Annotated in this window: 14 protein-coding genes; 7 read left to right on the top strand and 7 right to left on the bottom strand. The window is 70.9% G+C overall.

The window, feature by feature from the left end; all coding sequences use genetic code 11:
• Nucleotide 1: 1 nt before the first annotated feature.
• From EMA17_RS06695 to EMA17_RS06675, 5 genes are all read right to left on the bottom strand, one after another.
• The gene (locus EMA17_RS06695; RefSeq protein WP_126635963.1) at nucleotides 2-7,780 is read right to left on the bottom strand and encodes a non-ribosomal peptide synthetase; all 7,779 of its coding nucleotides are present in this window, start codon (nucleotides 7,778-7,780) and stop codon (nucleotides 2-4) included.
• Between the two features lie 43 nt (nucleotides 7,781-7,823).
• Nucleotides 7,824-9,011: an NAD(P)/FAD-dependent oxidoreductase gene (locus EMA17_RS06690; protein ID WP_126635962.1), complete on the bottom strand. Its 1,188-nt coding sequence runs from the start codon at nucleotides 9,009-9,011 to the stop codon at nucleotides 7,824-7,826.
• Between the two features lie 86 nt (nucleotides 9,012-9,097).
• On the bottom strand, nucleotides 9,098-9,328 hold the full coding sequence (locus EMA17_RS06685; RefSeq protein WP_078979655.1) for an acyl carrier protein: 231 nt from the start codon (nucleotides 9,326-9,328) through the stop codon (nucleotides 9,098-9,100).
• 35 nt (nucleotides 9,329-9,363) lie between these two features.
• Nucleotides 9,364-10,950 carry an amino acid adenylation domain-containing protein gene (locus EMA17_RS06680; RefSeq protein WP_126635961.1) on the bottom strand — a complete coding sequence of 529 codons (1,587 nt, stop codon included), beginning with the start codon at nucleotides 10,948-10,950 and terminating at the stop codon, nucleotides 9,364-9,366.
• Entirely contained in the window at nucleotides 10,947-11,165 is a 219-nt protein-coding gene (locus EMA17_RS06675; RefSeq protein WP_126635960.1) for an MbtH family protein, read from the bottom strand. Before EMA17_RS06675 ends, EMA17_RS06680 begins: the two co-directional genes overlap by 4 nt.
• Before the next feature lie 620 nt (nucleotides 11,166-11,785).
• Here EMA17_RS06675 and EMA17_RS06670 point away from each other — a divergent pair.
• The 7 genes from EMA17_RS06670 to EMA17_RS06640 all read left to right on the top strand — a co-directional run bounded on the left by EMA17_RS06670 (nucleotide 11,786) and on the right by EMA17_RS06640 (nucleotide 17,974).
• The gene (locus EMA17_RS06670) at nucleotides 11,786-12,703 is read left to right on the top strand and encodes a thiamine pyrophosphate-dependent dehydrogenase E1 component subunit alpha (protein ID WP_246126488.1); all 918 of its coding nucleotides are present in this window, start codon (nucleotides 11,786-11,788) and stop codon (nucleotides 12,701-12,703) included.
• Nucleotides 12,700-13,698: an alpha-ketoacid dehydrogenase subunit beta gene (locus EMA17_RS06665; protein ID WP_246126487.1), complete on the top strand. Its 999-nt coding sequence runs from the start codon at nucleotides 12,700-12,702 to the stop codon at nucleotides 13,696-13,698. Before EMA17_RS06670 ends, EMA17_RS06665 begins: the two co-directional genes overlap by 4 nt.
• Entirely contained in the window at nucleotides 13,695-13,943 is a 249-nt protein-coding gene (locus EMA17_RS06660) for a biotin/lipoyl-containing protein (RefSeq protein ID WP_246126486.1), read from the top strand. The genes EMA17_RS06665 and EMA17_RS06660 overlap by 4 nt, the downstream gene beginning before the upstream one ends.
• Nucleotides 13,944-13,974: 31 nt before the next feature.
• The gene (locus EMA17_RS06655; RefSeq protein ID WP_126635959.1) at nucleotides 13,975-14,223 is read left to right on the top strand and encodes a phosphopantetheine-binding protein; all 249 of its coding nucleotides are present in this window, start codon (nucleotides 13,975-13,977) and stop codon (nucleotides 14,221-14,223) included.
• Nucleotides 14,220-15,158: a 3-oxoacyl-ACP synthase III family protein gene (locus tag EMA17_RS06650; RefSeq protein WP_126635958.1), complete on the top strand. Its 939-nt coding sequence runs from the start codon at nucleotides 14,220-14,222 to the stop codon at nucleotides 15,156-15,158. The genes EMA17_RS06655 and EMA17_RS06650 overlap by 4 nt, the downstream gene beginning before the upstream one ends.
• 134 nt (nucleotides 15,159-15,292) lie before the next feature.
• Nucleotides 15,293-16,426, top strand: coding sequence for an MDR/zinc-dependent alcohol dehydrogenase-like family protein (locus EMA17_RS06645; RefSeq protein WP_126635957.1), 1,134 nt, complete (start codon nucleotides 15,293-15,295; stop codon nucleotides 16,424-16,426).
• Nucleotides 16,427-16,462: 36 nt separating this feature from the next.
• Nucleotides 16,463-17,974: an FAD-dependent monooxygenase gene (locus tag EMA17_RS06640; RefSeq protein WP_218042675.1), complete on the top strand. Its 1,512-nt coding sequence runs from the start codon at nucleotides 16,463-16,465 to the stop codon at nucleotides 17,972-17,974.
• 87 nt (nucleotides 17,975-18,061) lie between these two features.
• Here the strand turns inward: EMA17_RS06640 and EMA17_RS06635 are convergent, their stop codons facing one another.
• Entirely contained in the window at nucleotides 18,062-19,123 is a 1,062-nt protein-coding gene (locus tag EMA17_RS06635; RefSeq protein ID WP_126635956.1) for a hypothetical protein, read from the bottom strand.
• 102 nt (nucleotides 19,124-19,225) lie between these two features.
• Nucleotides 19,226-20,626 carry a M1 family metallopeptidase gene (locus EMA17_RS06630; RefSeq protein WP_126635955.1) on the bottom strand — a complete coding sequence of 467 codons (1,401 nt, stop codon included), beginning with the start codon at nucleotides 20,624-20,626 and terminating at the stop codon, nucleotides 19,226-19,228.
• Between the last annotated feature and the right edge of the window lie 442 nt (nucleotides 20,627-21,068).

Genomic DNA, 21,068 nt, shown 5'->3' with positions numbered 1-21,068 from the left:
CCTATGTGGTCATCGGGCGCAGCTGCGGGCGGCTGGAGGCGGTCGATTCGCCGAGGCTCTCCGCCAGCTTGGCGACGGTCGGATTGCGGAATACCGTCGTGACTTTCACGTCGACGTCGAGTTCGTTGCGGATGCGACCGGTCAGCCGGGTGGCCAGCAGCGAGTGCCCGCCGTGCTCGAAGAAGTCGACGTCGATGCCGATTTCCTCCACACCGAGCAGTTCGGCGAACAACCGGCAGAGCACTTCCTCCCGCTTGTCGCGCGGCCCGCGTCCGACCGCGACCTCGGTCCGCTCGGGCACGGGCAGGGCCTTGCGGTCGAGCTTTCCGCTCGCGTTCGTGGGGAACTCGGCGAGCGGCACGATGGCCGAGGGGACCATGTACTCGGGCAGCCGTTCCCGGGCCAGGTCGGTCAGCGCGGCGATGTCGAGGTCGGCCGCGCGCGCGGTGCCCGGGTCCTTGCCCGGGACGACGTAGGCGACCAGCCGCTGGTCGCCGGCGCGCTCTTCGCGCACCACGACCACGGCGTGGTCGACGTCGGGGTGTGCGGTCAGCGCCGCCTCGATCTCGCCGAGTTCGATCCGGAAGCCGCGGACCTTGACCTGGAAGTCGGTGCGGCCGAGGTATTCGACCTGGCCGTCCTCGTTCCAGCGCACCAGGTCGCCGGTGCGGTACATCCGGCTTCCCGGCGCGCCGTACGGGCAGGCGACGAACCGGTTCGCGGTCAGGTCGGTGCGGCCGAGGTAGCCCCGGGCGAGGCCGGTGCCGGCCAGGTACAGCTCCCCCGCGACGCCGGGCGCGACCGGGCGCAGCGCCGCGTCCAGCACGTACACCCGTGTGTTCCACACCGGTGCCCCGATCGGGACCCGGTCCGCGCCGGGTACGTGCTGCCAGGCGGTGACCTCGACGGCCGCCTCGGTGGGCCCGTAGAGGTTGTGCACCCCGCAGTCGGGCAGCAGTTCGACCACCTTGTTCGCGAGCGTGGCCGGGAACGCCTCGCCGGCGACCTCGATCCAGCGCAGGCTCGTGCACGCCTTGGCCGAGGGTTCGGCGACGAACGCCTCCAGGAGGGAGGGCACGAAGTCGGCGCCGGTCACCTTCTCGCGCCGGATCAACTCGGCCAGGTAGGCCGGGTCCCGGCGTCCGTCCGGCCGGGCGATCACCACGGCGGCGCCGACCTGGAGGGGGGCGAACAGTTCGGGCACCGACACGTCGAAGCTCGCCGAGGTGCTGAGCAGCACCCGGTCCCGGGCGTCGACGTCGAAGTGCGCCAGGCCCCACTTCAGCCGGTTCATGATCGACCGGTGCGACACCTGGACGCCCTTGGGGCCGCCGGTGGACCCGGAGGTGTAGATGATGTAGGCGGCGTTGTCCGGCGACAACCCGCGCTCGGGGTCGACCACCGGGTATCCGGACACGTCCGGAAGCGTGCCGTCGAGTACCAGGAGCGGCTTCGCGCCGTCCAGTACGTGCCGCACGCGGTCCTCGGGCAGGTCGGTGTCCACCGGCAGGTAGCCGGCACCGGTCTTGACCACGGCGTAGATCGCCACCATCAGGTCCACGGAGCGGGGGATCCGCACCGCGATCGTCTGCTCGGGGCCCGCGCCCTGGACGATCAGCCAGTGCGCCAGTTGATTGGCGCGCCGGTTGAACTCCCGGTAGGTCAGCGTCTCCCGGTCGCCGATCAGCGCGATCCGATCGGGCTCCCGCGCCACCTGGGCCTCGAACGCGCCCGGCAGGGTGTCGGGGGCCACCGGGTGCGCGGTGTCGTTGACCAGGCGCACCAGCCGCTCGTGTTCGTCCGCCGTCAGCACGTCGACGGCGCCGACCGGCACCGTCGGGTCGACGAGCACCTGTTCCAGGACCCGGACGAGCCGGGCGCCGACCTCCTCGGCCGCGGCGCGGTCGTAGAGGTGGTTCTGGTAGTCGAGGGACAGTCGCAGGTAGGGGTCGGAGGCGTTGAGCGTGAGCGGGTAGTGCGAGCCCGCGAACGGCCGGATGGCGTCGATCGTGAAGCCCGCCGAGGTGTTCGCCTCGAACATGCCCTCGCGGTCGATCGGGTAGGACTGGAAGACCACGATGGTGTCGAACAGCGCGGGCAGTCCGACGCCGCGCTGGATGTCGGCCAGCCCGTAGTGGTTGTGGTCGAGCAGCGCGGTCTGCCGCTGCTGCAGTTCGGTGACCACGTCGGCGACGCGCTGGTCGGGTCGGCAGAAGACCCGGATCGGCAGGGTGTTGATGAACAGGCCGACCATCTCGTCGGAGCCGAGCAGGTCCGCCGGGCGGCCGTTGACGGCGGCGCCGAAGACCACGTCCTGCTGCCCGGTCAGCTTGGCGAGCAGGATCGCCCACGCGGCCTGGAGCAGGGTGTTCAGGGTGACCCCGAGTTCGGCGGCGCGGCGGGCGAGTTCACGTCCCTTGTCGATCGACAGCGGTACCTCGACCCGGCCCAGCGCGGACGCCGCCTCCTGGAGCGCGGTGTTCGGCGCGACCAGGGTCGGCCGGTCGAATCCGGCGAGTTCGGCGGCCCACTTGGCGGCCGACGTCTCCCGGTCCTGTGCGGACAACCAGGCCAGGTAGTCGCCGTAGCTGCGGACGGGGGTCAACTCGTGGGCGCCGGAGTAGAGCCGGATCAGGTCCGTGATCACCGCCGGCGACGACCAGCCGTCGAACAGCGCGTGGTGCGCCGTGATCACGAGCTTGGCCCGCCGCGGCCCGCAGGTGAGCAGGGCCAGGCGCAGCAGCGGCGGCCGGGTGGGATCGAGTTGGTCGACCCGGTCCGCGGCGAGGAAGCGGTCGAGTTCGGCGTCCTGGTCGGCCTCGTCGCGGCCGGTCAGGTCGATGTGCCGCCAGGGGATGTCGACGTGTTCCGGCACGACCTGGATCGGCTCGCCGCCGGCTCCGGTCAGGAACGCGGAGCGCAGGTTGGGGTAGCGGGAGAGCAGTGCCTGCCCGGCCGCCCGGGTGCGTTCCGGGTCCACGTGTCCGGACAGGTGCAGCACGAACTGCATGTGGTAGACGTCGAAGGAGCCGTCGGCGAGTGCCGCCTGGAACAGGATGCCGGACTGCGACGGGGGCATCGGCCACACGTCGGCCAGTCGGCCGTAGCGCTCCTCCCAGGTCTCGATCTCGTCCTGTCCCACCGTGACCAGCGGGTTGTCCGACGGTGTCAGTCCGCCGATCGCCGACTGCGCGGCGTGCGCGGCCATCCCGCGCAACATCCGCACCCACAGCTCGGCCAGTTCGGCGGTGCGCTCGCGGGTGAGCAGGCCGGTGGGGAACATGAAGGCGGCCTGCAGCCGGGTGCCGTCGGGGGTGTCCGTGGCGACCGCGCTGACCTCCAGAGCGGACAGGGCGGGCAGGTCCGGGTCGGGCGTCGGGACCAGTTCGGCGGACCAGGACGACGCCGGTCCCCACCCCTGCGCGCGCAGGTGTTCGGGCACGTCGGTGTCGGAGATCCGGCCGAGGTAGTTGAACCCGATCTGCGGCACCGGGAGTTCGGCCAGTTGTTCGGCGGTCTCCGGGTTGAGGTGACGCAGCAGGGCGAATCCCACGCCCTTGTCGGGGATGGCCCGCAGTTGCTCCTTGACCAGCTTGATCGCCCGCGCGACGGCGGGGCCGCCGGCCGACACCTCGGCCGGGTCCACGCCGCGCACGTCGACCCGGGCCGGGTACATGCCGGTGAACCAGCCGACGGTCCGGGACAGGTCGGCGCCGGGGACGACGTCCTCCTCGCGGCCGTGTCCCTCCAACCGCACCAGGGTGGAGCGCTCCGCGCCCTGCCACCGGTTGACCGCCAGGGCGAGCGCGGCGAGCAGCACATCGGTCCCGGTGCCCCGGAAGGCCGCGGGGAGCGTGGTCAGCACCGCCTCGGTGACGTCGGCGGGCAACTGCACGCGCACGCTGTCGAGCGTGGACATCACATCCACCGCCGGGTCGAACGCGCGGGTGCCCAGCGGCGGGTTCGGCGCTTCCAACATGTCGCGCCAGAACGACAGTTCGGCTTCCCGCTCGGGGCTCAGCGCCACCTCTTCCAGGGCCGACGCCCAGCGGCGGGCCGAGGTGCCGACGGCGGGCAGTTCGGGCGTACGACCGGAGCGGACCTGCTGCCACGCCTCGGCGAGGTCGGCCATCAGGATCCGCCAGGACACGCCGTCCACCACGAGGTGGTGCAGCACCACGAGCAGTCGGCCGGCGCCCGACTCGGCGGCGAACCAGACGAAGTCCGCCATGGTCCCGGCTTCCGGGTCCAGGCGTCCGGTCGCCTCGTCCAGTTCCGTGCGCGCCAGATCGAGCAGCTTCGGCTCCTCCCACCGGCCGTCGCACGGGACCCGGCGGATCAGCTCCGCCGCCCGCACCGCGCCCCGGGGGCGTACCACGAGGGAGGATCCGTCGTCGCCGCGCACCAGTCGCGCGCGCAGCAGGTCGTGCCGGTCGAGTACGGCGTCCAGCGTCGCCGCCAGGCCGCTCGCGTCGATGCCGGCGGGCAGTTCCAGGGTGATCGCCATGGCGAACCGGTCGATGCCGCCGCCGTGTTCGAACACCTGGCGGGCCACCGGCTGCAACGGCATCGGGCCGACACCGCCGCCCTCGTGCTCCGCGAGCGCCGGGATCGTGTCCCGGCGGGCGCCGGCCACCTCGGCGAGTCGGGCCGCGGTACGGCACTCGAAGATCTCCCGCGTGGTCAGCTCCAGGCCCCGGGCCCGGGTCCGGGCCACCACCTGGATCGACCGCAGGCTGTCCCCGCCGATCGCGAAGAAGTCGTCGTCGACGCCGACGCGTTCCACACCGAGCACGTCCGCGTACGCCGCGGCGACGATCGCCTCGGCCTCGGTGCGCGGCTCCCGGTAGCTCTCGCCGACGAACTCGGGTTCGGGCAGCGCCGAGCGGTCCAGTTTGCCGGTCGGCCCGAGCGGCATCCGGCCCAGCACCACGAAGGCCGACGGCACCATGTAGTCGGGCAGTCGGGCGGCGACGAACCTGCGCAGTTCGGCGGCCGAGGCGCCGGACTGTACGTCCACGTCGCCGATCCCGCCGGCGCCGTCGTCGCCGACGCGCTCCCCTTCGGTGTGCACCACGTACGCGACCAGTCGCCGGCCGCCGGCGGGCACCTCGCGGGCGACCACCACCGCCTCGCCGATCCCGGGGTGCGCCGCGCAGGCCGCCTCGACCTCGGCGGTCTCGATCCGGAAGCCGCGCACCTTCACCTGGCCGTCGCCGCGGCCCAGGCATTCCAACTGCCCGCGCGCGTTCCGACGGGCCAGGTCGCCCGTGCGGTACATGCGCCCGCCGGCCGGGCCGAACGGGTCGGCCACGAACCGCTCCCCGGTCAGGCCCGGGCGGCCGTGGTAGCCGCGCCCCAGGCAGGTCCCCGCCACGTACAGCTCGCCGACCACACCCTGCGGCACCGGGGCGAGTCCCGGGCCGAGCACGTAGGCGCGCATGTTCCCCAGCGGGGTGCCGATCGGCGCGACCTCGCCCTCCGTCCACTCCTCGGACCCGCCGAGGGCGAACGTGGTGGCGTAGAAACTCTCGCTCTGCCCATAGGAGTTGACGATCCGCACGCCGGGCAGCGCCTCGCGCACCTGCCGTACGAGGCGGGCCGGGAGGATGTCGCCGGCGAAGACGACCGTGCGCACGTCGGTGGTCTTCTCCAGGTGGCCGACCAGTTCGCCGAGCACCGAGGGGACCGCGCTGATCACGTGGCCGGCCCAGCCGGGACGCTCGCCGAGGGCCAGCACGTTGGGCACCACCTCGGCCGTGCCGCCGGTGGACAGGGTGGTCAGCAGTTCGAAGACCGAGACGTCGAAGTTCACCGAGGTGCCGGCCAACATCCGCCATTCGGGAGGTGCGTCGAGCACGCGGACCAGCTCCCGCACGCCGTTGACCACGTTGCGGTGGGTGATCGCGGCGCCCTTGGGCTTGCCGGTGGAGCCGGAGGTGTACATGACGTACGCCAGGTGGTCCGGCGCCAACGGCGAGATCCGGCGCGCGTCGTCCGGCGCCCCCGCGGGCGGGTCCCACTCCGCGCGCCGGTCCAGGTCGACGGTCGTGATGTCGTTGGCCGGCATGTCCGGCCACGTCCGGGCGTCGGTGACCGCGAACCGCGGCGCCGCCTCGGCGAGCACGGTCTCCGCTCGGCCGCCGAGGTACAGCGGGTCCATCGGCACGTATCCGGCACCGGACTTGAGGATGCCGAGCAGGCCGACCACCAGGTCCTCGGTGCGCGGCAGGGCCAGCACCACCAGGTCCTCGGGTCCGGCGCCGCGCCGGATCAGCTCCCACGCGACGGCGTTGGCCCGGTCGTCCAGCTCGCGATAGGTCAGCGTGCGTTCGTCGCACACGATCGCCGGGGCGTCCGGTGTCTTCGCCACCTGGGTTTCGAACAGGTCCGGGACGGTCAGTTCGGTCCGCGTCGTGGCGGTGTCGTTGAACGTGACGAGCAGCCGCTCCCGCTCGGCCGCGTCCAGCACGTCGATCCCGCCGATCCCGCGCTCCGCGTCGGCGGCGAGCCGGCCCAGCACGCGCACGAACCGCCGCGCGAGGGTTTCGACCGTGTCCCGGTCGAACAGGTCGGTGCGGTACTCCAGTCGGCACCGCGCCCCGCCCGAGGCGTTCGGGAGCAGGTCGAAGAACAGGTCGAACTTGGCCGTTCGGGTCTCCAACCGCTCGGCGCGCACCTCCAGACCCGGGATGGTCAGCGCCGGCACCGGCGGTTGCCAGGAGAGCATCACCTGGAAGTACGGGTTGTAGGCGGTGGACCGGTCCGGGTTCAGCAGTTCCACCAGCCGCTCGAACGGCATGTCCTGGTTGTCGTAGGCGGCCAGCGCCCGGTCCCGCACCCGCCGCAGCAGTTCGACGAAGGTCGGGTTCCCGGAGAGGTCGACGCGCAGCACCCAGGTGTTGACGAAGAAGCCGACCAGGTCCCGCAGTTCCTCGTCGGTGCGGCCGGCGATCGGGGCACCGATCGGCACGTCGTCGCCGCAGCCGAGGTGGTGCAGCAGCACCGCGAGCGCGGAGTGCATGACCATCGAGACCGTGGTGTCCGCCTGCGCGGCCAACTTCTCCACGGAGCGGAGCAGGTCGGGGTCGATGGCGAACCCGACCGCGTCGCCGCGGTGGGTCATCATCCTCGGCCGCGGGCGGTCCGTCGGCAGCGCCAGCGGCTGCACCATGTCGGCCAACCCCTCGCGCCAGTAGGCGAGTTGCCGCGCCGCCACGCTCTCCGGGTCGGATTCGTCGCCGAGCACGTCGCGCTGCCACAGCGTGTAGTCCGCGTACTGCACCGGCAGTGGCTCCCACACCGGCGCCTCGCCCGCGCGGCGCGCCGCGAAGGCCGCGGTCAGGTCGCGGAACAGCGGCCCGAAGGACTCCCCGTCCACGGCGATGTGGTGCGCCACCACCACCAGGGTGTGCTCGCGCGGACCACACCGCACCAGCCCGGCCCGGATCGGCATGTCGGCGGACAGGTCGAAGCACTTGCCGGCCACCTCGTCGACCGCCGCCGCCCGCCCCTCCTCGGCGACCTCGACGACCGGCAGGCGCAACGGCTCGTGATCGGCGGGCAGCACCCGCTGATGGGGGACTCCGTCGCCGTCCTCGACGATCACCGTGCGCAGGACCTCGTGCCTGTCGACGACATCGCGGAGCGCCGACTCCAGTGCGGGCACGTCCAGTTCACCGGTCAACCGCAGGGCGAACGCGCCGTTGTAGGTCGGCGAGGGGCCTTCGAAGCGGTCCACGAACCACAGCCGACGCTGCGCGAACGACAACGGAATCATTGTGTCTCCAAATCGGCAGAACTACACAGGAGCAATCCGCCACTCAGTTCTGATCGAGCACCGTCAAGAGGTCGGCGTTGTAGAAGTCGTCGAGGGAGCACGCACCCGAGACCGTGGAGAAGTAGCGGTCGATCAGGTCCTGGTGGCCGACCAGTTTGCGCAACATCTCCGTGCGCCCCTCGGGCTTGAGCTCGGCCACGTTGAGCACGCCCTGGTAGAGGTTGAGGAAGTTGTTGTTCAGGTCGTTCTCGTAGCGGCGCAACGCCCGCTTGAGCACGGCGTCGTCGTGCAGGCCGTCGCCGATGTGGTCGACGAGCGTCTGGGCCTGGATGAAGGCGTCGGTGATCCCGCGGGCGGTGATCGAGTCCTTGTGGTGCACCGCGTCGCCCAGCAGGACCCACCCGGGCCCGTAGGCCTTGCGGAAGTAGTTCTCCTGGTGCCCCGTGCCGTACATCTGCTCCACGCGCTTGCCCGCCGCCATGCGCTCGAACAGCACGGGGTTGGTGGTGCGCACGGCCTCCAGGTAGGCGGGCTCCACCGCGGTGCGGACGGTGGGGAACTCGTCCTGCGGGAAGTAGGTCATGATCAGCGTGAGGTCGTCGTTGGTCGGGATCGCGGCGATCCACCGCCCCGGCCGCTCGAACAGCTCGAAGCTCGACGGGACGTCGGCCCAGTAGCTGTAGTAGACGCAGGTCGCCCGCGGGTGCTCGACGACGTTTTGCGCGCCGACCTTGCGGGCCACCAGCGAGCGCATGCCGTCCGCGCCGATCACCAGCCGGGCCCGGTCCGTCGCCTCGGTGCCCTCGGGCGTGGTGTACCGCACCCCGACCACCCGATCGTCCTCGAAGATCAGGTCGGTGACCGCGCAGGACTCCCGGAAGTCCACACCGGACGCCACCGCTCCGCGCGCGAGGATCGGGTCGAGCACGAACCGCCTGGGCGCGTAGGTCGTCCGGTAGCCGTCGACCGGCAGCGAGAAGCCGTCCAGTCGCACCCCCGGCCCGTCGTAGCTCTCGTGGTCGATCGGCGGGCAACCGGCGGCGCGGAGGTCGTCGAGCAGACCCCAGCGACCGAGCAGCGCCACTCCCGGCTGGTGGATGTAATGCGAGGACAGCGTGTCCAGGGGAAATCGTGCCTTCTCCAGGAGCAGGACTCGATATCCCTGACGCGCGAACAACATGGCCGCTGGCGAACCCGCGCAACGGGCACCGATGACAATGACGTCGTACATGGTGCCTCTCTCACTTGGTGGTTATCTGGATCCCGAAGCGGCCGCAGCCGGAAAGTCGTCGTGGTCGCCGGGACGACCGGCCGACGCTATGAGGTCGTCGCGCCCATGGATTCGATGTACGCGGAAATCGACGACACCGTCGGATTGAGGAACAACTGGTCCATCGGAACCTCGACGTCCAGTTCATCGATGAACGCGCCCTGGATACCGGCCATAATCACGGATTGGCCGCCGAGGGCGAAGAAATTGTCGTCGACGGAGATATCGTCGCGCCGGAGTTCCCGACACCAGATGGACAGCACTCTTTCGGCAATCATCACAGGTCCTCTCGGTTGTCATCAAGGTCCGTCGACTATGCCGGGGTGCCGCTGTCGGCGAAGTTCGCCCGGAACTCCTCGATCAACGCCGGCCGATCCACCTTCCCGTGCGGACTCAGCGGAATCCGCGCGGTGTTGACGAACCGGGCCGGAACCATGTTTCGCGGCAACGTCTCCAGAAGGCCGGCGCGCACGTCGTCCTCGGCGAGTTCGTCGCCGGTCGGGACGAGGAACGCGATCAGCTCGACGTCGCCCGAATCGGTGCGCCCGACCGCCACGGCGGCCTGCCGGACGCCGGGCAACCGGCCGAGCGCACGCTCGATGTCGGTGGGGTCGATGCGCATCCCGCGCACCTTCACCTGCGCGTCCATCCGGCCGGCGATGACGAGATCGCCGTTCGCGTCGACGTGGCCGCGGTCGCCCGTGCGGTACACCCGGCGCGGTTCGCCGTCCACCTCGATCGTGGTGAACCGCTCGGATTCGGGTCCGGTGCCGTTGAGGTAGCCCGCGCCCACGCTGGTCCCGGCGATGCAGATCTCGCCGTACTCCCCCGCCGCGACGCCTCGCAAGTGCTCGTCGACGATGTGCAGGTCGGTGTTGTAGGCGGGTCTGCCGACCGGCGCGATGTCGTGCTCGCCCGCCCGGTAGCCGGCCAGGTCGTAGGACGAGGCGACGTCCGTGCACTCGGCGACCCCGTACTGGTGCAGGAGGGTGCACGTATTGCCCTCGCGGCGCATCCAGTTCGCGAGCCGTTCCACGTGCAGCGCCTCGCCGCCGAAGATCACGTAGTCCAGCCGGGTGAGCGCGTCGCCCTTGCGCGCCGTCTCCCAGTCCACCAGCAGGTACAGCGTGCTGGAGGCGCAGTGCACGACGCGGATCCCGTGTCGGTTCAGCAGCCGATAGGCCATCGCGGCGTCGAAGTTGCGGCTGGCGAGCAGGTGTTGGGTGGCGCCGCAGAACAGCGGCATCATCAGGCTGCGTTGCGACAGGTCGAACCCGAACGCGCTGACCACGAGGTTGTCCGACCCGGAGTCCAGGCCGAATTCGAGCATCAGCCAGTTCAACAGGTTGAACCAGCCCTCGTGCCGCACCGCGGTCAGCTTCGGCGTACCGGTGGAGCCGGACGTGAAGACCGCGTAGCACACGTCGTCCCCGGTGACCGGGACGTCGGGGGCGGTGCCGGCGAGCCCGTCGAGGTAGTCGGCCAGTTCCTCGAACACGACCACCTCGACGGTCGCCGACTCGACCTGGGCGAACGTCGCCGGGGAGGCCACGATCATGGCGAGATCGGGGACCTGGCCCAGCAGCAGCCGCAGTCGCGCCTCCGGGTAGGCCGGGTCGAGCGGGACGTAGGCCGCGCCCGCCTTCAGCGTGCCGAGGATGGCGACCAGCAGGTCGATCGAGTAGTCGAGGCAGAGGCCGACCCTCGCTCCCCTGCCGTGTCCGCGCGCGATCAGCAGGTGCGCGAACCGGTTGGCCCGCACGTCCAGTTCGGCGTACGACACCTCCCGGTCGGCCCAGCGCACGGCGACGGCGTCCGGAGTGGTTCTCGCGTGCGCCTCGAATCGCCGGTGCACGACGGGATCCGGCGGCAGGGCGACCCGCTTTCCCCGCAGGATCACCGGTCCGCCGCCATGGCCTCCCGCAGGCTCTTCGGGCGCAGGTCGGTCCAGTTCCGCTCGACGTATTCCAGGCATTCGGCCCGGCCCGCCTCGCCGAAGACCACCCGCCAGCCCTCGGGGACGTCGGCGAACACCGGCCACAGGGAGTGTTGTTCCTCGTCATTGACCAGGACCTGGAAACGGCCGTCCTCGTCGTCGAAGGGGTTCGTGCTCACGGGCACCGTCCTTGATCGTCGCGACACAACTGGGAATGGAAAAATGCCAGGACCGAGCCGCCCCAGGCGATCACGGGGCGACTCGGATGGCAATTCGGCGGGGGATCATCACCCCCGGCCGTCGCCGGCGACTCGATATTGCACATCTTCGGGCCGGGACGCGGGTTCGCCGTTCGGCGTCGTCCCGTCGACGGGACACCCGGCATCCACCGGCCGCACCGGAGTTCCGACGCCACACCGTAGAACCCGACCGCCCACGTCACAATGGCGACGGGCGCGCCGAACAATGGCTGCGGGAGTGCCGACCTCCCGGGCATCCACCGGACCTGTACCCCACCGAGTTCTGTGCCACCATGACCGGGCATCGGCCCGTGGACGGGTCTGCTCGAATTCGGGTTCAGCCAATCTCCTCCCCGGAGGCGATCGAGAGCGCGCAGTCGATTACGGGTCTGCGCGGCCGGCCCGCCGAGGCCCGATCTCCCGGGCGGGGAAATGCCGGAAAAGCCGCACCCCGACCGCCGACGTACGGTTCACCGTCGCCCGGAGGTCCCGGGGATGGTGCGCGCGAAACCGCGATACGACGACAGAAAGCTCATCGACGAACCTACGGCTGGTGATCCATGGTCTTGAAGTCGGAATCCGAGTACGAGTACGCGACCGAATTGCACGACGACACACGGCGGTCGTTGTTGCGCCACATGCTGGTGGCGAGAGGTCTCGACGAGGAGGCGCATCGGCTCCAGAAGCAGGGCGGGCTCATCCTGTGGGCGTCGGGCCAGGGGCACGAGGCCGCGCAGGTCGGCTCCGCGCTCGCCGTGGGTCCGGAGGCGACGGTCTTTCCCACCTATCGGGAGCATGCCATCGCACTGCTTCGGGGCGTGGCGCCGGACGAGTTGCTGGCCCAGTGGGCCGGCCGCACGTTCTGCGGCTGGGATCCGTACCGGTTGCGCTTCTTCCCCTACACGCTGGTCCTGGCCGCGCAGACGCTGCACGGGGTCGGCTATTCGATCGGGCAACGCCTCCAGGGGCGCGAGGACTTCGTCGTCGTGTACGTGGGCGACGGCGCCACCAGCGAAGGCGACATGTCGGAGGCGCTGAACCTGGCCGCCGTCGAGTCGGCGTCCGTGCTGTTCGTGTGCCAGAACAACGGCTGGGCCATCTCGAAGCCGGCCGAGGAGCAGATGCGCACCTCGGTGGCCGAGCGGGCCCGGGGTTTCGGGATCGAGTCGGTCCGGATCTCGGGTCGGGACCCGGAAACCGTGTTCTCGGCCTGCTCGCGGGCCGCCGCCCACATCCGCGGGGAACGCGCGCCCTATCTGGTCGAGATCCAGGTCGGACGCATCCGCGGCCACACGACCACCGACTCGCAGGAGGTCTACCGCACCCGCGACGACATCGCGCGCAGCGTGGCCGCGGATCCGGTGACCTCGTACGCGGCCCGGCTGAGCGGCCTGGGCGTGGTGGACACCGCCTGGCTCGACGGCGTCGAGGCCGAGGTACGGGAGATGCGCGAACGGTTGATGAAGGAGTACGCGTGACGAGCACCGTCGAGACGAGCACCGTGCGGACCCCCACCTTCGCGGAGTCGATCAACGCGACCCTCGCCGACCTGCTCGAACACGAGCCGGGACTGCTGCTTCTCGGCGAGGACATCGGCCGCCTCGGCGGCGTGTTCCGGGTGACCCGGGGCCTGCGGGAGCGCTTCGGCGCGGAGCGGGTACGCGACGCGCTGCTGGCCGAGTCCACCATCGTGGGCCAGGCCGTCGGCATGACGATGAGCGGTCTCGTGCCGATCTGCGAGATCCAGTTCGACGGGTTCACCTATCCCGCGGTGAACCAGCTGGTGACCCAGGCGTCCCGGATCGGCTACCGGTGGAACGGGCAGGTGAGCCCGAGTCTGGTGGTGCGCATCCCGACCGGCGGGGGCTTCCGGGGCGTCGAGCACCACAGCGAGTCCAACGAGGCGCTGTTCGCCCGCTATCCGGGCATCTCGGTGGCGTGCCCGTCCACCGGCGAGGACGCCGACCAGGTGTTGCGCCACGCGGTGACGCTCGGCTCGCCCGTGGTGGTGTACGAGCCGATCCGGCTGTACTGGCGGCGGGACACGCCCGTGCGGGACCCCGAGCCGGCGCGGTCGCCGACCGCGGCCCGGATCGTCCGGCGCGGCACGGACCTGACGATCGCCACGTTCGGCGCGATCACCCACGAGGTGCTGGAGGCGGCGCACGACCTCGCCCCGGACGTCGACGTCGAGGTGGTGGACCTGCGCTGGGTGGCCCCGCTCGACATGGACACGGTCCTGGAGTCGGTGACCCGCACCGGACGACTGCTGATCGTGCACGAGGGATCGAAGGACGTCGGCATCGGCGCCGAGATCGCCGCGGAGGTGGCCGAGCGCGGTTTCGACACGCTCCGGGGCCCGATCCGCCGGCTGGCCCCCGAACGCCGCGTCTATCCCCCGGCGAACTTCGAGAGCGAATACCTGATCGGTGTGCAGGAGATCAAGGACGAGGTGCTGGTGATGACGAAGTGAGCGATTCCTCCGAGGACATGCAGGTTCCCGGCTTCGGACACGGCCTCGGCGAGGCCCTGTTGATCGAGTGGGTCGCCGGTGTCGGCGACCGGGTCGAGCGCGGTGACGTGGTCGCGGTCGTGGAGACCGACAAGGCCAGCACCGAGATCGAGGCGGAACGCGGCGGACGGATCACGGCCCACGCCGCGACGGTGGGCACGATCCTCAAGTCCGGCGAGGTGCTGTACCGGTTGGCGGCCGAGTAGTTCCCCCCGGGGACGGAGAACGGAGAAGGACATGAGCGACATCGAGAGCCGGATCGCGGACACCATGCTGGCCAAACTGCGCGAGCGCGACCCGGCGTTGGGTCCCGACGACCTCGCCCGGCCGATCGCCGACCTCGACCTCGACTCCCTCGACCTGGTCGAGCTGCACCAGCAGTTGGAGAGCGAACTCCAGGTCAAGGGCGATCTGAAGGAGACCGCCGGCTTCGCCTTCCTGGACGATTTCACCACCTATTTCGTGAAGTTGGCGAACCGGGGATGAGCGCGGGCATCGTCGACATCGCCACCGCCAAGCCGGGCCGGAGGATCGACAACGACCACTTCACGTCGATCGGCCTCACCGACGAGTGGATCCGGCGCCGCAGCGGCATCGCGTCCCGCTCCTGGCTGCCGGACGAGGCCTCGTTGGCGGAGGTGGCGGCGGAAACCTGCGCGCCGATCGTGACCGGGATGGCGGACTCCGCCGAGATCGGCGCCCTGATCGTGGTCAGCACCTCGTCGCGGCAGCGGGTTCCGGGAATCGCGCAGAAGGTGGCGCAGCTCGTCGGACTGGGGCCCTCGGTGCTGACGTTCGACATGAACGCGGCCTGTTGCGGCTTCGTCTACGGTCTGGTCACCGGGCTCTCGTTGTGCGACGCGGGATCGGCGCGGTCGGTCCTGCTGTGCTCGGTGGAGGCCATGTCCCGGATGGTGGACCGGACCGACCGCCAGACGGCGTGCATCTTCGGCGACGGCGCCGCGGCCGTATTGCTGGCGGATCGCCCGGAGTTCGAGGGGTTCCGCCAGGTGGCGGGCTGCGACGGCGCCCAGGAGGCGCTGATGCGCGAACTCGACGGCGGCGGCATCCACCTGGACGGGATGCAGGTGTACGACCGCGCCGTGCGCCGGATGACGGAGTCGGCGCAGTACCTCTTCGACCACGGCCCCGCGCCGACCGTCGTGGTCGGTCACCAGGCGAACGGTCGCATCCTGGAGCAGGTCCGCAACTTCACCGCACATCTCGGCGTGCCGTTCGTGAATCGCATCGAGCACTCCGGGAACACGTCGTCCGCGACGATCCCGCTGGCGTTCGCCGAGGAACTGGCGGCCGGTTCCGTGCCCACCGTGGGCCGACTCGGAGCGGTGGCCTACGGCGCGGGCGAGGCATGGGGCGGGGTGTCGGTGGGCTACCGCGTGCCGGCCGTCACCGGCGGGTAGCGCCGGGATTTCGGTCCTCCGGCACTCGGTACTCGGGACTTCGGGACTTCGGGACTTCAGGACTTCGCGAACACAGTCGATCACAGGAGGTTGTCATCTACTCGCCAGATGCCTGGGTCCTGCGCTCCGGTGCGATGACCGGTGCGCACGACGGCAGTCCCGGGAGCGCGTTGCAACGCGATCGGTTCGCCTTCGGCCCGTTGGAGGAGGGTGAGGCGCTGGTGGAGCCGATCCTGTGCTCCTGGGAGGCCAACATGGACCACGCGCTGACCCGTTCACCGATCGACGTGTGCAGCAGTCGCGGTGAGGACGCGGTGGTCCTCGGCAACCTGGGCGTGGTACGCGTGCTCGACGTGCACGCTCCCGGCCGGGACGTGCGGGTCCGCGAAGGGGACCTGTGTCTCCTCATGCCGTTCGGGAAGCTCGACCGCTTCGGCTACGCCGAACTGGCCTACGCCTACGACTGCCCCCACACCATCGGCCTGCTGGCCAAGCGCACGAAGATGGACGCCCGGCTGCTGCTGCCGATCCCGGACGGCACCGCCTACTCGCTGCCGCAGTGGACCACGTACGGGCGGTACTTCACTGCGTGGGACAACTGGCAGAAGGCGTACGGGTGTTGGCGCACCCAGGTGGCCGACGACGACCCCGCGAACCATCTGGTCTTCGGCTGGGGCGGCGGCGTGTCCTTCGCCGAACTGATGCTGGCCAAGCGGGCCGGGTTCCGCGTGGCGATGACGGCGGGCTCGGACGATCGGATCGCCTTCCTGCGCGAGAACGGCATCACCCCGGTGGATCGCCGCCGATTCCCCGCGCTCTCGCTGCCCACGAGGGCGGAACGCACGGACCGCGAGCGGCATCAGCGCCGGCGCACGTCGGTCCGGGAGTTCCTGGAGTTGGTGAACGAACTCAGCGACGGCCACGGGGTCGCGATCTTCGTGGACAACATCGGCGAGCCCCTGTACGACATCACCCTGACCGCGCTGGCCCGCGAGGGGGTCGTCACCACGTGCGGCTGGAAGGCGGGGATGCGCCTGTCGCACCTGCGCGGCGCGGAGAGCATCGGCCGGCACCTCCTCGTCAACACGCACGTGTGGCGCCTGCCGGACTCGCCGGGCATCCGCGACTTCCAGGAGGCCGAGGGCTGGATCGCGCCGAAGGGATCGGACGTGATCTACGACTTCGACCGGGTACCGGAGTTGGCCGACGACTACGCGAACGCCCGGATCGGGTCGTACTTCCCGATGTACCGCGTGAACCCGCTCTGACCGGTTGGAGACGCAGTGGAATCAGGGGGAAACGACGTGGCACACACCGGCATGGACGCGGACGTGGTGATCGCGGGCGCCGGGCCGACGGGTCTGATGCTGGCCTGCGAACTGCGACTGGCGGGCGTCGACGTGGCGGTGGTCGAGCGGCGCGCGGACCGCACGGGCGAGGCGCGCGCCGGCGGGATGCACTCCCGCACCCTGGAGGTGCTGGACCAGCGCGGGGTGCTGGACCGGTTCCTGGCGCTCGGCGAACTCCAGTCGGTGGGCCACTTCTCCGGCATCTGGCTGGACTTCGACGAGTCCGAGTCCCGGCACCCCCTGCCGCTGATGATCACGCAGTCCACCATCGAGCGACTCCTCGAGGAGTGGGCGGCCGAACTCGGCGTACGGGTACGGCGATCGGCCGAGGTCACCGGGCTGCACCAGGACGAGTCCGGGGTGACCGTCGAGCTGGGCACGGACGAGCCCGCGACGCTGCGCGCCCGCTGGCTGGTGGGCTGCGACGGCGGGCGCAGCACGGTGCGCAAGCTGGCCGGCATCGAGTTCCCGGGCACGCCGGCCACCATGACCGCGCTGATCGGTGACGTCGAACTCCCCGATCTGGACGAGGAGTACATCTGGGCGCGGCGTCGCACGGACGGCGAGTTCTCGGTGATCGGCTTCGAGCCGGGCTGGTACCGGGTGATCACGTCCGCCTACGACCGGGTCGCGGATCGCGACGAACCGGCGACGTTCGAGCAGCTCCGGGACTCGCTGATCAGGCTCGCGGGCACCGACTACGGCATGCGCAACCCCCGGTGGATCTCCCGGTTCGGCGACGCCGCGCGGCAGGCGGCCCGCTACCGGGTCGGCCGGGTGCTGCTCGCGGGCGACGCGGCGCACATCCACTTCCCGGCCGGCGGGCAGGGGTTGAACGTGGGTGTACAGGACGCGGTCAACCTCGGCTGGAAGCTCGCCTCGGTGGTGCTCGGTCGGGCGCCGGAGCACCTGTTGGACAGCTACCACGACGAACGCCACCCGGTCGCCGAGCGGGTGCTGCACAACACCCGGGCGCAGTCCGCCCTGACCCGCCCCGGGCCGCAAACGGACGCGCTGCGCGACGTGTTCGGCTCGCTCATCGTGTTCGACGACGTCAACCGGCATCTGTGCGCCATGCTCACCGCACTGGACATCCGGTACCCGATCGACGGCGACCACGCGCTGGTGGGTCGGCGGGTGCCCGACGCCGACCTCAAGACGTCCGAGGGCGTCGGCCGGATCCACGCGTTGTTGCACGCGGCCCGTCCGGTCCTGCTCGATCTGCGGGGCGACGCGGAGGTGGCGGAGGTGGTCCGGGACTGGTCGGATCGGGTCGACCTCGTCGAGGCCCGGAGCGAGGACGAGTACTGGCCCGTCCCGCCCGGCAGCGAGGTCGCCGCCCCGGCCGCGCTCCTGATCCGCCCCGACGGCCACGTCGCCTGGGGGGCCGACCTCGACACCGCCCCGGACACCCGGGCCCTTCGCCAGGCCCTCACCACCTGGTTCGGCCCGCCGCGCCGACCCTGACGGCCCACCGCCGAGGGGGCCCGCGGCAGTCGAGCCGCGGGCCCGCTTCGGCGTCCGGACCGGGCATCACCCGTGCGGTCGGTCGGGTCAGCGGCAGGTCCACACGGTCGGCTCGTCCCGGCCGCCGGGGATCTTCCAGCTCCGGCCGGCGATCGTGCCGTCGTCACCGGCGACCGCGAATTCGAGCCCGCGGTCGGGGGCGTAGCTCAACGTGGCTTCGAGCGCCGACGACCGCCAGACGCCGAATTCGTGCCAATCGGGATCATCGGTACGACCGACGATGCGACCGTCGCGGTTGATGCCCGTGACGTCCGCGGCCCGCGACACGGCGCGCGGCACGCCGTCGCGATCCCACAACACGCTCGGCGCGCCGTTGCCCGAACGATACGTGACCTGGCCGATGATGCGGCCGTTGGATATGCCGCGGGTGAGAACGTCCGTGGCCCCGGCGGGAAGGCGCGCCGCACGCGCTCGACCCGCCTTCCACAGGTAGGGCCTCCTGCTGAAGTCCTTGTCCACCTCGACCAGCACGGTGCCGTCCTGATCGATACCGGTGGCGTAACCCTCGCCGTCGGGCAACCCGTTCAGTTCGACCACTGTTCCGGGCTTGTCGGCGGGCCAGATCACCGCGCGCCAATACGACGCGCCGCCGGTTCCGACGTCGACCGCGCCGACGATGTCCCCGTGGTCGTTGATGCCCGTCGCCCGCGAGGCGGAGACACCGGGCGGTTCGGGCAGCCGCTCCAGCCCGGCGTCGCGCGAGCGGACGGCGCTCGACGGTCCGCCGTTTCGGAAGGCGTTCGCGACGACCGTCCCGGCCTTGTCGACGCCCAGGACCTCGACCCACTTCTGGTATCCGGGAACGTTCAGGTATCCGTAGTCGGTTAACTTGCCGTTCTTCCACAACGTCGCCCGGGAGCCCTGCGCGGAATTCGCGCCGTACGAGATCGTGCCCGCGTAGCCACCGCTTCCGTCGGTCGCCGACACGTCGCCGGCGAGCGCGCCCGCGGGCATCGGCAGCACGGCCGGAGTCCACGCGCAGGCTTTCGTCGCGGAGCCGGCGGCGACGGCGGGTGCCGTCGCGCCGACCATCGTCGCCACCAGTGCGGTGGCCAGTACACCTCGGGTGAAGCTCCTCGTATGGTTCACGACTCTCCTCGATGCATGGGGGGTGGGCCCCGAGAGCCCCGGGTCGGATGTCGCATCCGACCCGGGGCTCTCGGGGCATGGTCCGTCGTGTCGTCGATCGTGTTACGGGGTGGCCGGCTTGCCGCTTCCGTACAGCCAGGTCGCGAACATGGCGTCCAGGTTCTTGCCGGAGATGTGCTTGCTCAGCGCGATGAACCCGGCCGAGTCGGCGTGGCCGTACCGGTGTTCGCTCGCCCAGGCCCGGAGGATGGCGAAGAAGTCCCGGTCGCCCACGGTCTGGCGCAGCTTCTCCAACACCATCGCACCGCGCGCGTACGGCGGCTTGCCGAAGATGTGCCCGCCGTCGCCCGGGTCGCCGGCCGGGAAGGACCACAGCGCGTCGGTCTCCGGCAGGGCGTAGTCGGCGGCGAACCTCTGCGCCGTGCTCGGGCCGCCGTGCTCGGCGTCCCACAGCCATTCAGCGTAGGTGGCGAAGCCCTCGTTCAGCCAGATGTCCTGCCACTTCGTCAGCGTCACCGAGTCACCGAACCACTGGTGCGCCGTCTCGTGCACCAGGGTGTCCAGCCGCGGCGCCCGGTCGTAGATCGGCCTGGTCTGGGTCTCCAGGGCGTAGCCGACGTCGGGCGCGTCGTGCACGATCGAGCCCGCGGCGTCGAACGGGTACCGACCGAAGAGCCTGCTCTCGAACTCGATCACGGCGGGCAGTTGATCGAGCACCGGCTTGGCCGCCGCGGCCTGGCTCGGGACGACCGCGTTGTATACGGGAAGCCCGCTCCGGGTGGTGTACTGCTCGGTCTGGAACCGGCCGATGCTCGCCGTCGCCAGGTAGGCGGCCATCGGCTGCGACTCGCGCCACGCGAACGTGGTCTTGCCGCCGCGGCTGCGCCGGTCGCGCAACCGGCCGTTGGACACGGCGGTCCAGCCGTCGGGGACGGTGACCTCGACGTCGTATGTGGACTTGTCGCTCGGGTGGCTGTTGCTGGGGAACCAGGTCATCGCGCCCTGGGGCTCACTGGCCACGAAGACCGAGTCGTCGGGTTGGATGATCCAGCCGTCCGGGGAGCCGTCCGGGTCGTACACATGTGCCGGTACACCCGAGTAGGTGACGACCACATGGAACCTGCGGCCCTTGTCCAGCGCCCGGGACGGGGTGACCGTGAGCTCGTTGCCCGCGCGGCTGAAGGCGGCCCGTCGGCCGTCGATCCGCACACTGTCCACCGTCAGTCCGGACAGGTCGAGGTTGAACGAACTCAGCTTCCGAGTCGCGGTGACGGTGAGGTCGGCGGTGGCCGCGAGGTTTTTGGTGGTGGGTGTGTAGTCCAGGTCGAGGCCGTAGTGGACGACATGGATTCCACCGTTCCCGGAGTCCGGGAAGTACGGGTCGCCCGCCCCGGGAGCACCGGGCGTGGCGGCGCCCCCGTGCGTTCCGGCACCCACCAGGAGGGCGGCGAGCACTGGAGTCGCGACGAGGGCGAGGAGGGGACGGGCGATCTTCGATGCCAAGGTGATGGCCTCCTGTGTCGTGGCTGGGTGCCGCCTCGGCTGAGCAACACCGCGGCGGCGGATCCGACGTGGCGCACGATCGACTCACCGCGACGCGCGTGGAACGGGATAAACCGCCCGGCGCGCCGCGGCGGCCATCACTCTACGGTCGAACTCCCGGGCGATAAACAGGTTGCGCGTGGTCATCCGGGTGACGAACGGGCATCACCGCGTCGGCGTCTCGACCGGGGATCGTCCGAGGTCACCGCGGGCGCACCACCGGCCACCCGGCGTGCGCGCCGGCTCACGGAGCCGGGAAGACACGGACACGCAGAGGCACCGGGGAGCCGAGAGGCCACGGACCGCGAGCCGGTTGCACCGGGGCAACAGGGCTCCAAACACCCGGACTCGAACCACCGGGCCACCAGGTTCCGGACCCGGGCCCGGGCATCTCGACTCGGAT

Source organism: Embleya hyalina (assembly GCF_003967355.1).
GTDB classification, from domain to species: Bacteria; Actinomycetota; Actinomycetes; order Streptomycetales; family Streptomycetaceae; genus Embleya; species Embleya hyalina.
Note: the sequence above shows the minus strand (reverse complement) of the source record. Positions and strands in the feature narration are given on the sequence as shown.

Excerpts from the sequence above, each read along its gene's own strand:
- EMA17_RS06685 (WP_078979655.1), bottom strand. The coding sequence starts at position 9,328 with ATGATTGCCGAAAGAGTGCTGTCCATCTGGTGTCGGGAACTCCGGCGC.
- EMA17_RS06650 (WP_126635958.1), top strand. The coding sequence starts at position 14,220 with ATGAGCGCGGGCATCGTCGACATCGCCACCGCCAAGCCGGGCCGGAGG.
- EMA17_RS06695 (WP_126635963.1), bottom strand. The coding sequence starts at position 7,780 with ATGATTCCGTTGTCGTTCGCGCAGCGTCGGCTGTGGTTCGTGGACCGC.
- EMA17_RS06690 (WP_126635962.1), bottom strand. The coding sequence starts at position 9,011 with ATGTACGACGTCATTGTCATCGGTGCCCGTTGCGCGGGTTCGCCAGCG.
- EMA17_RS06655 (WP_126635959.1), top strand. The coding sequence starts at position 13,975 with ATGAGCGACATCGAGAGCCGGATCGCGGACACCATGCTGGCCAAACTG.
- EMA17_RS06670 (WP_246126488.1), top strand. The coding sequence starts at position 11,786 with ATGGTCTTGAAGTCGGAATCCGAGTACGAGTACGCGACCGAATTGCAC.
- EMA17_RS06645 (WP_126635957.1), top strand. The coding sequence starts at position 15,293 with ATGACCGGTGCGCACGACGGCAGTCCCGGGAGCGCGTTGCAACGCGAT.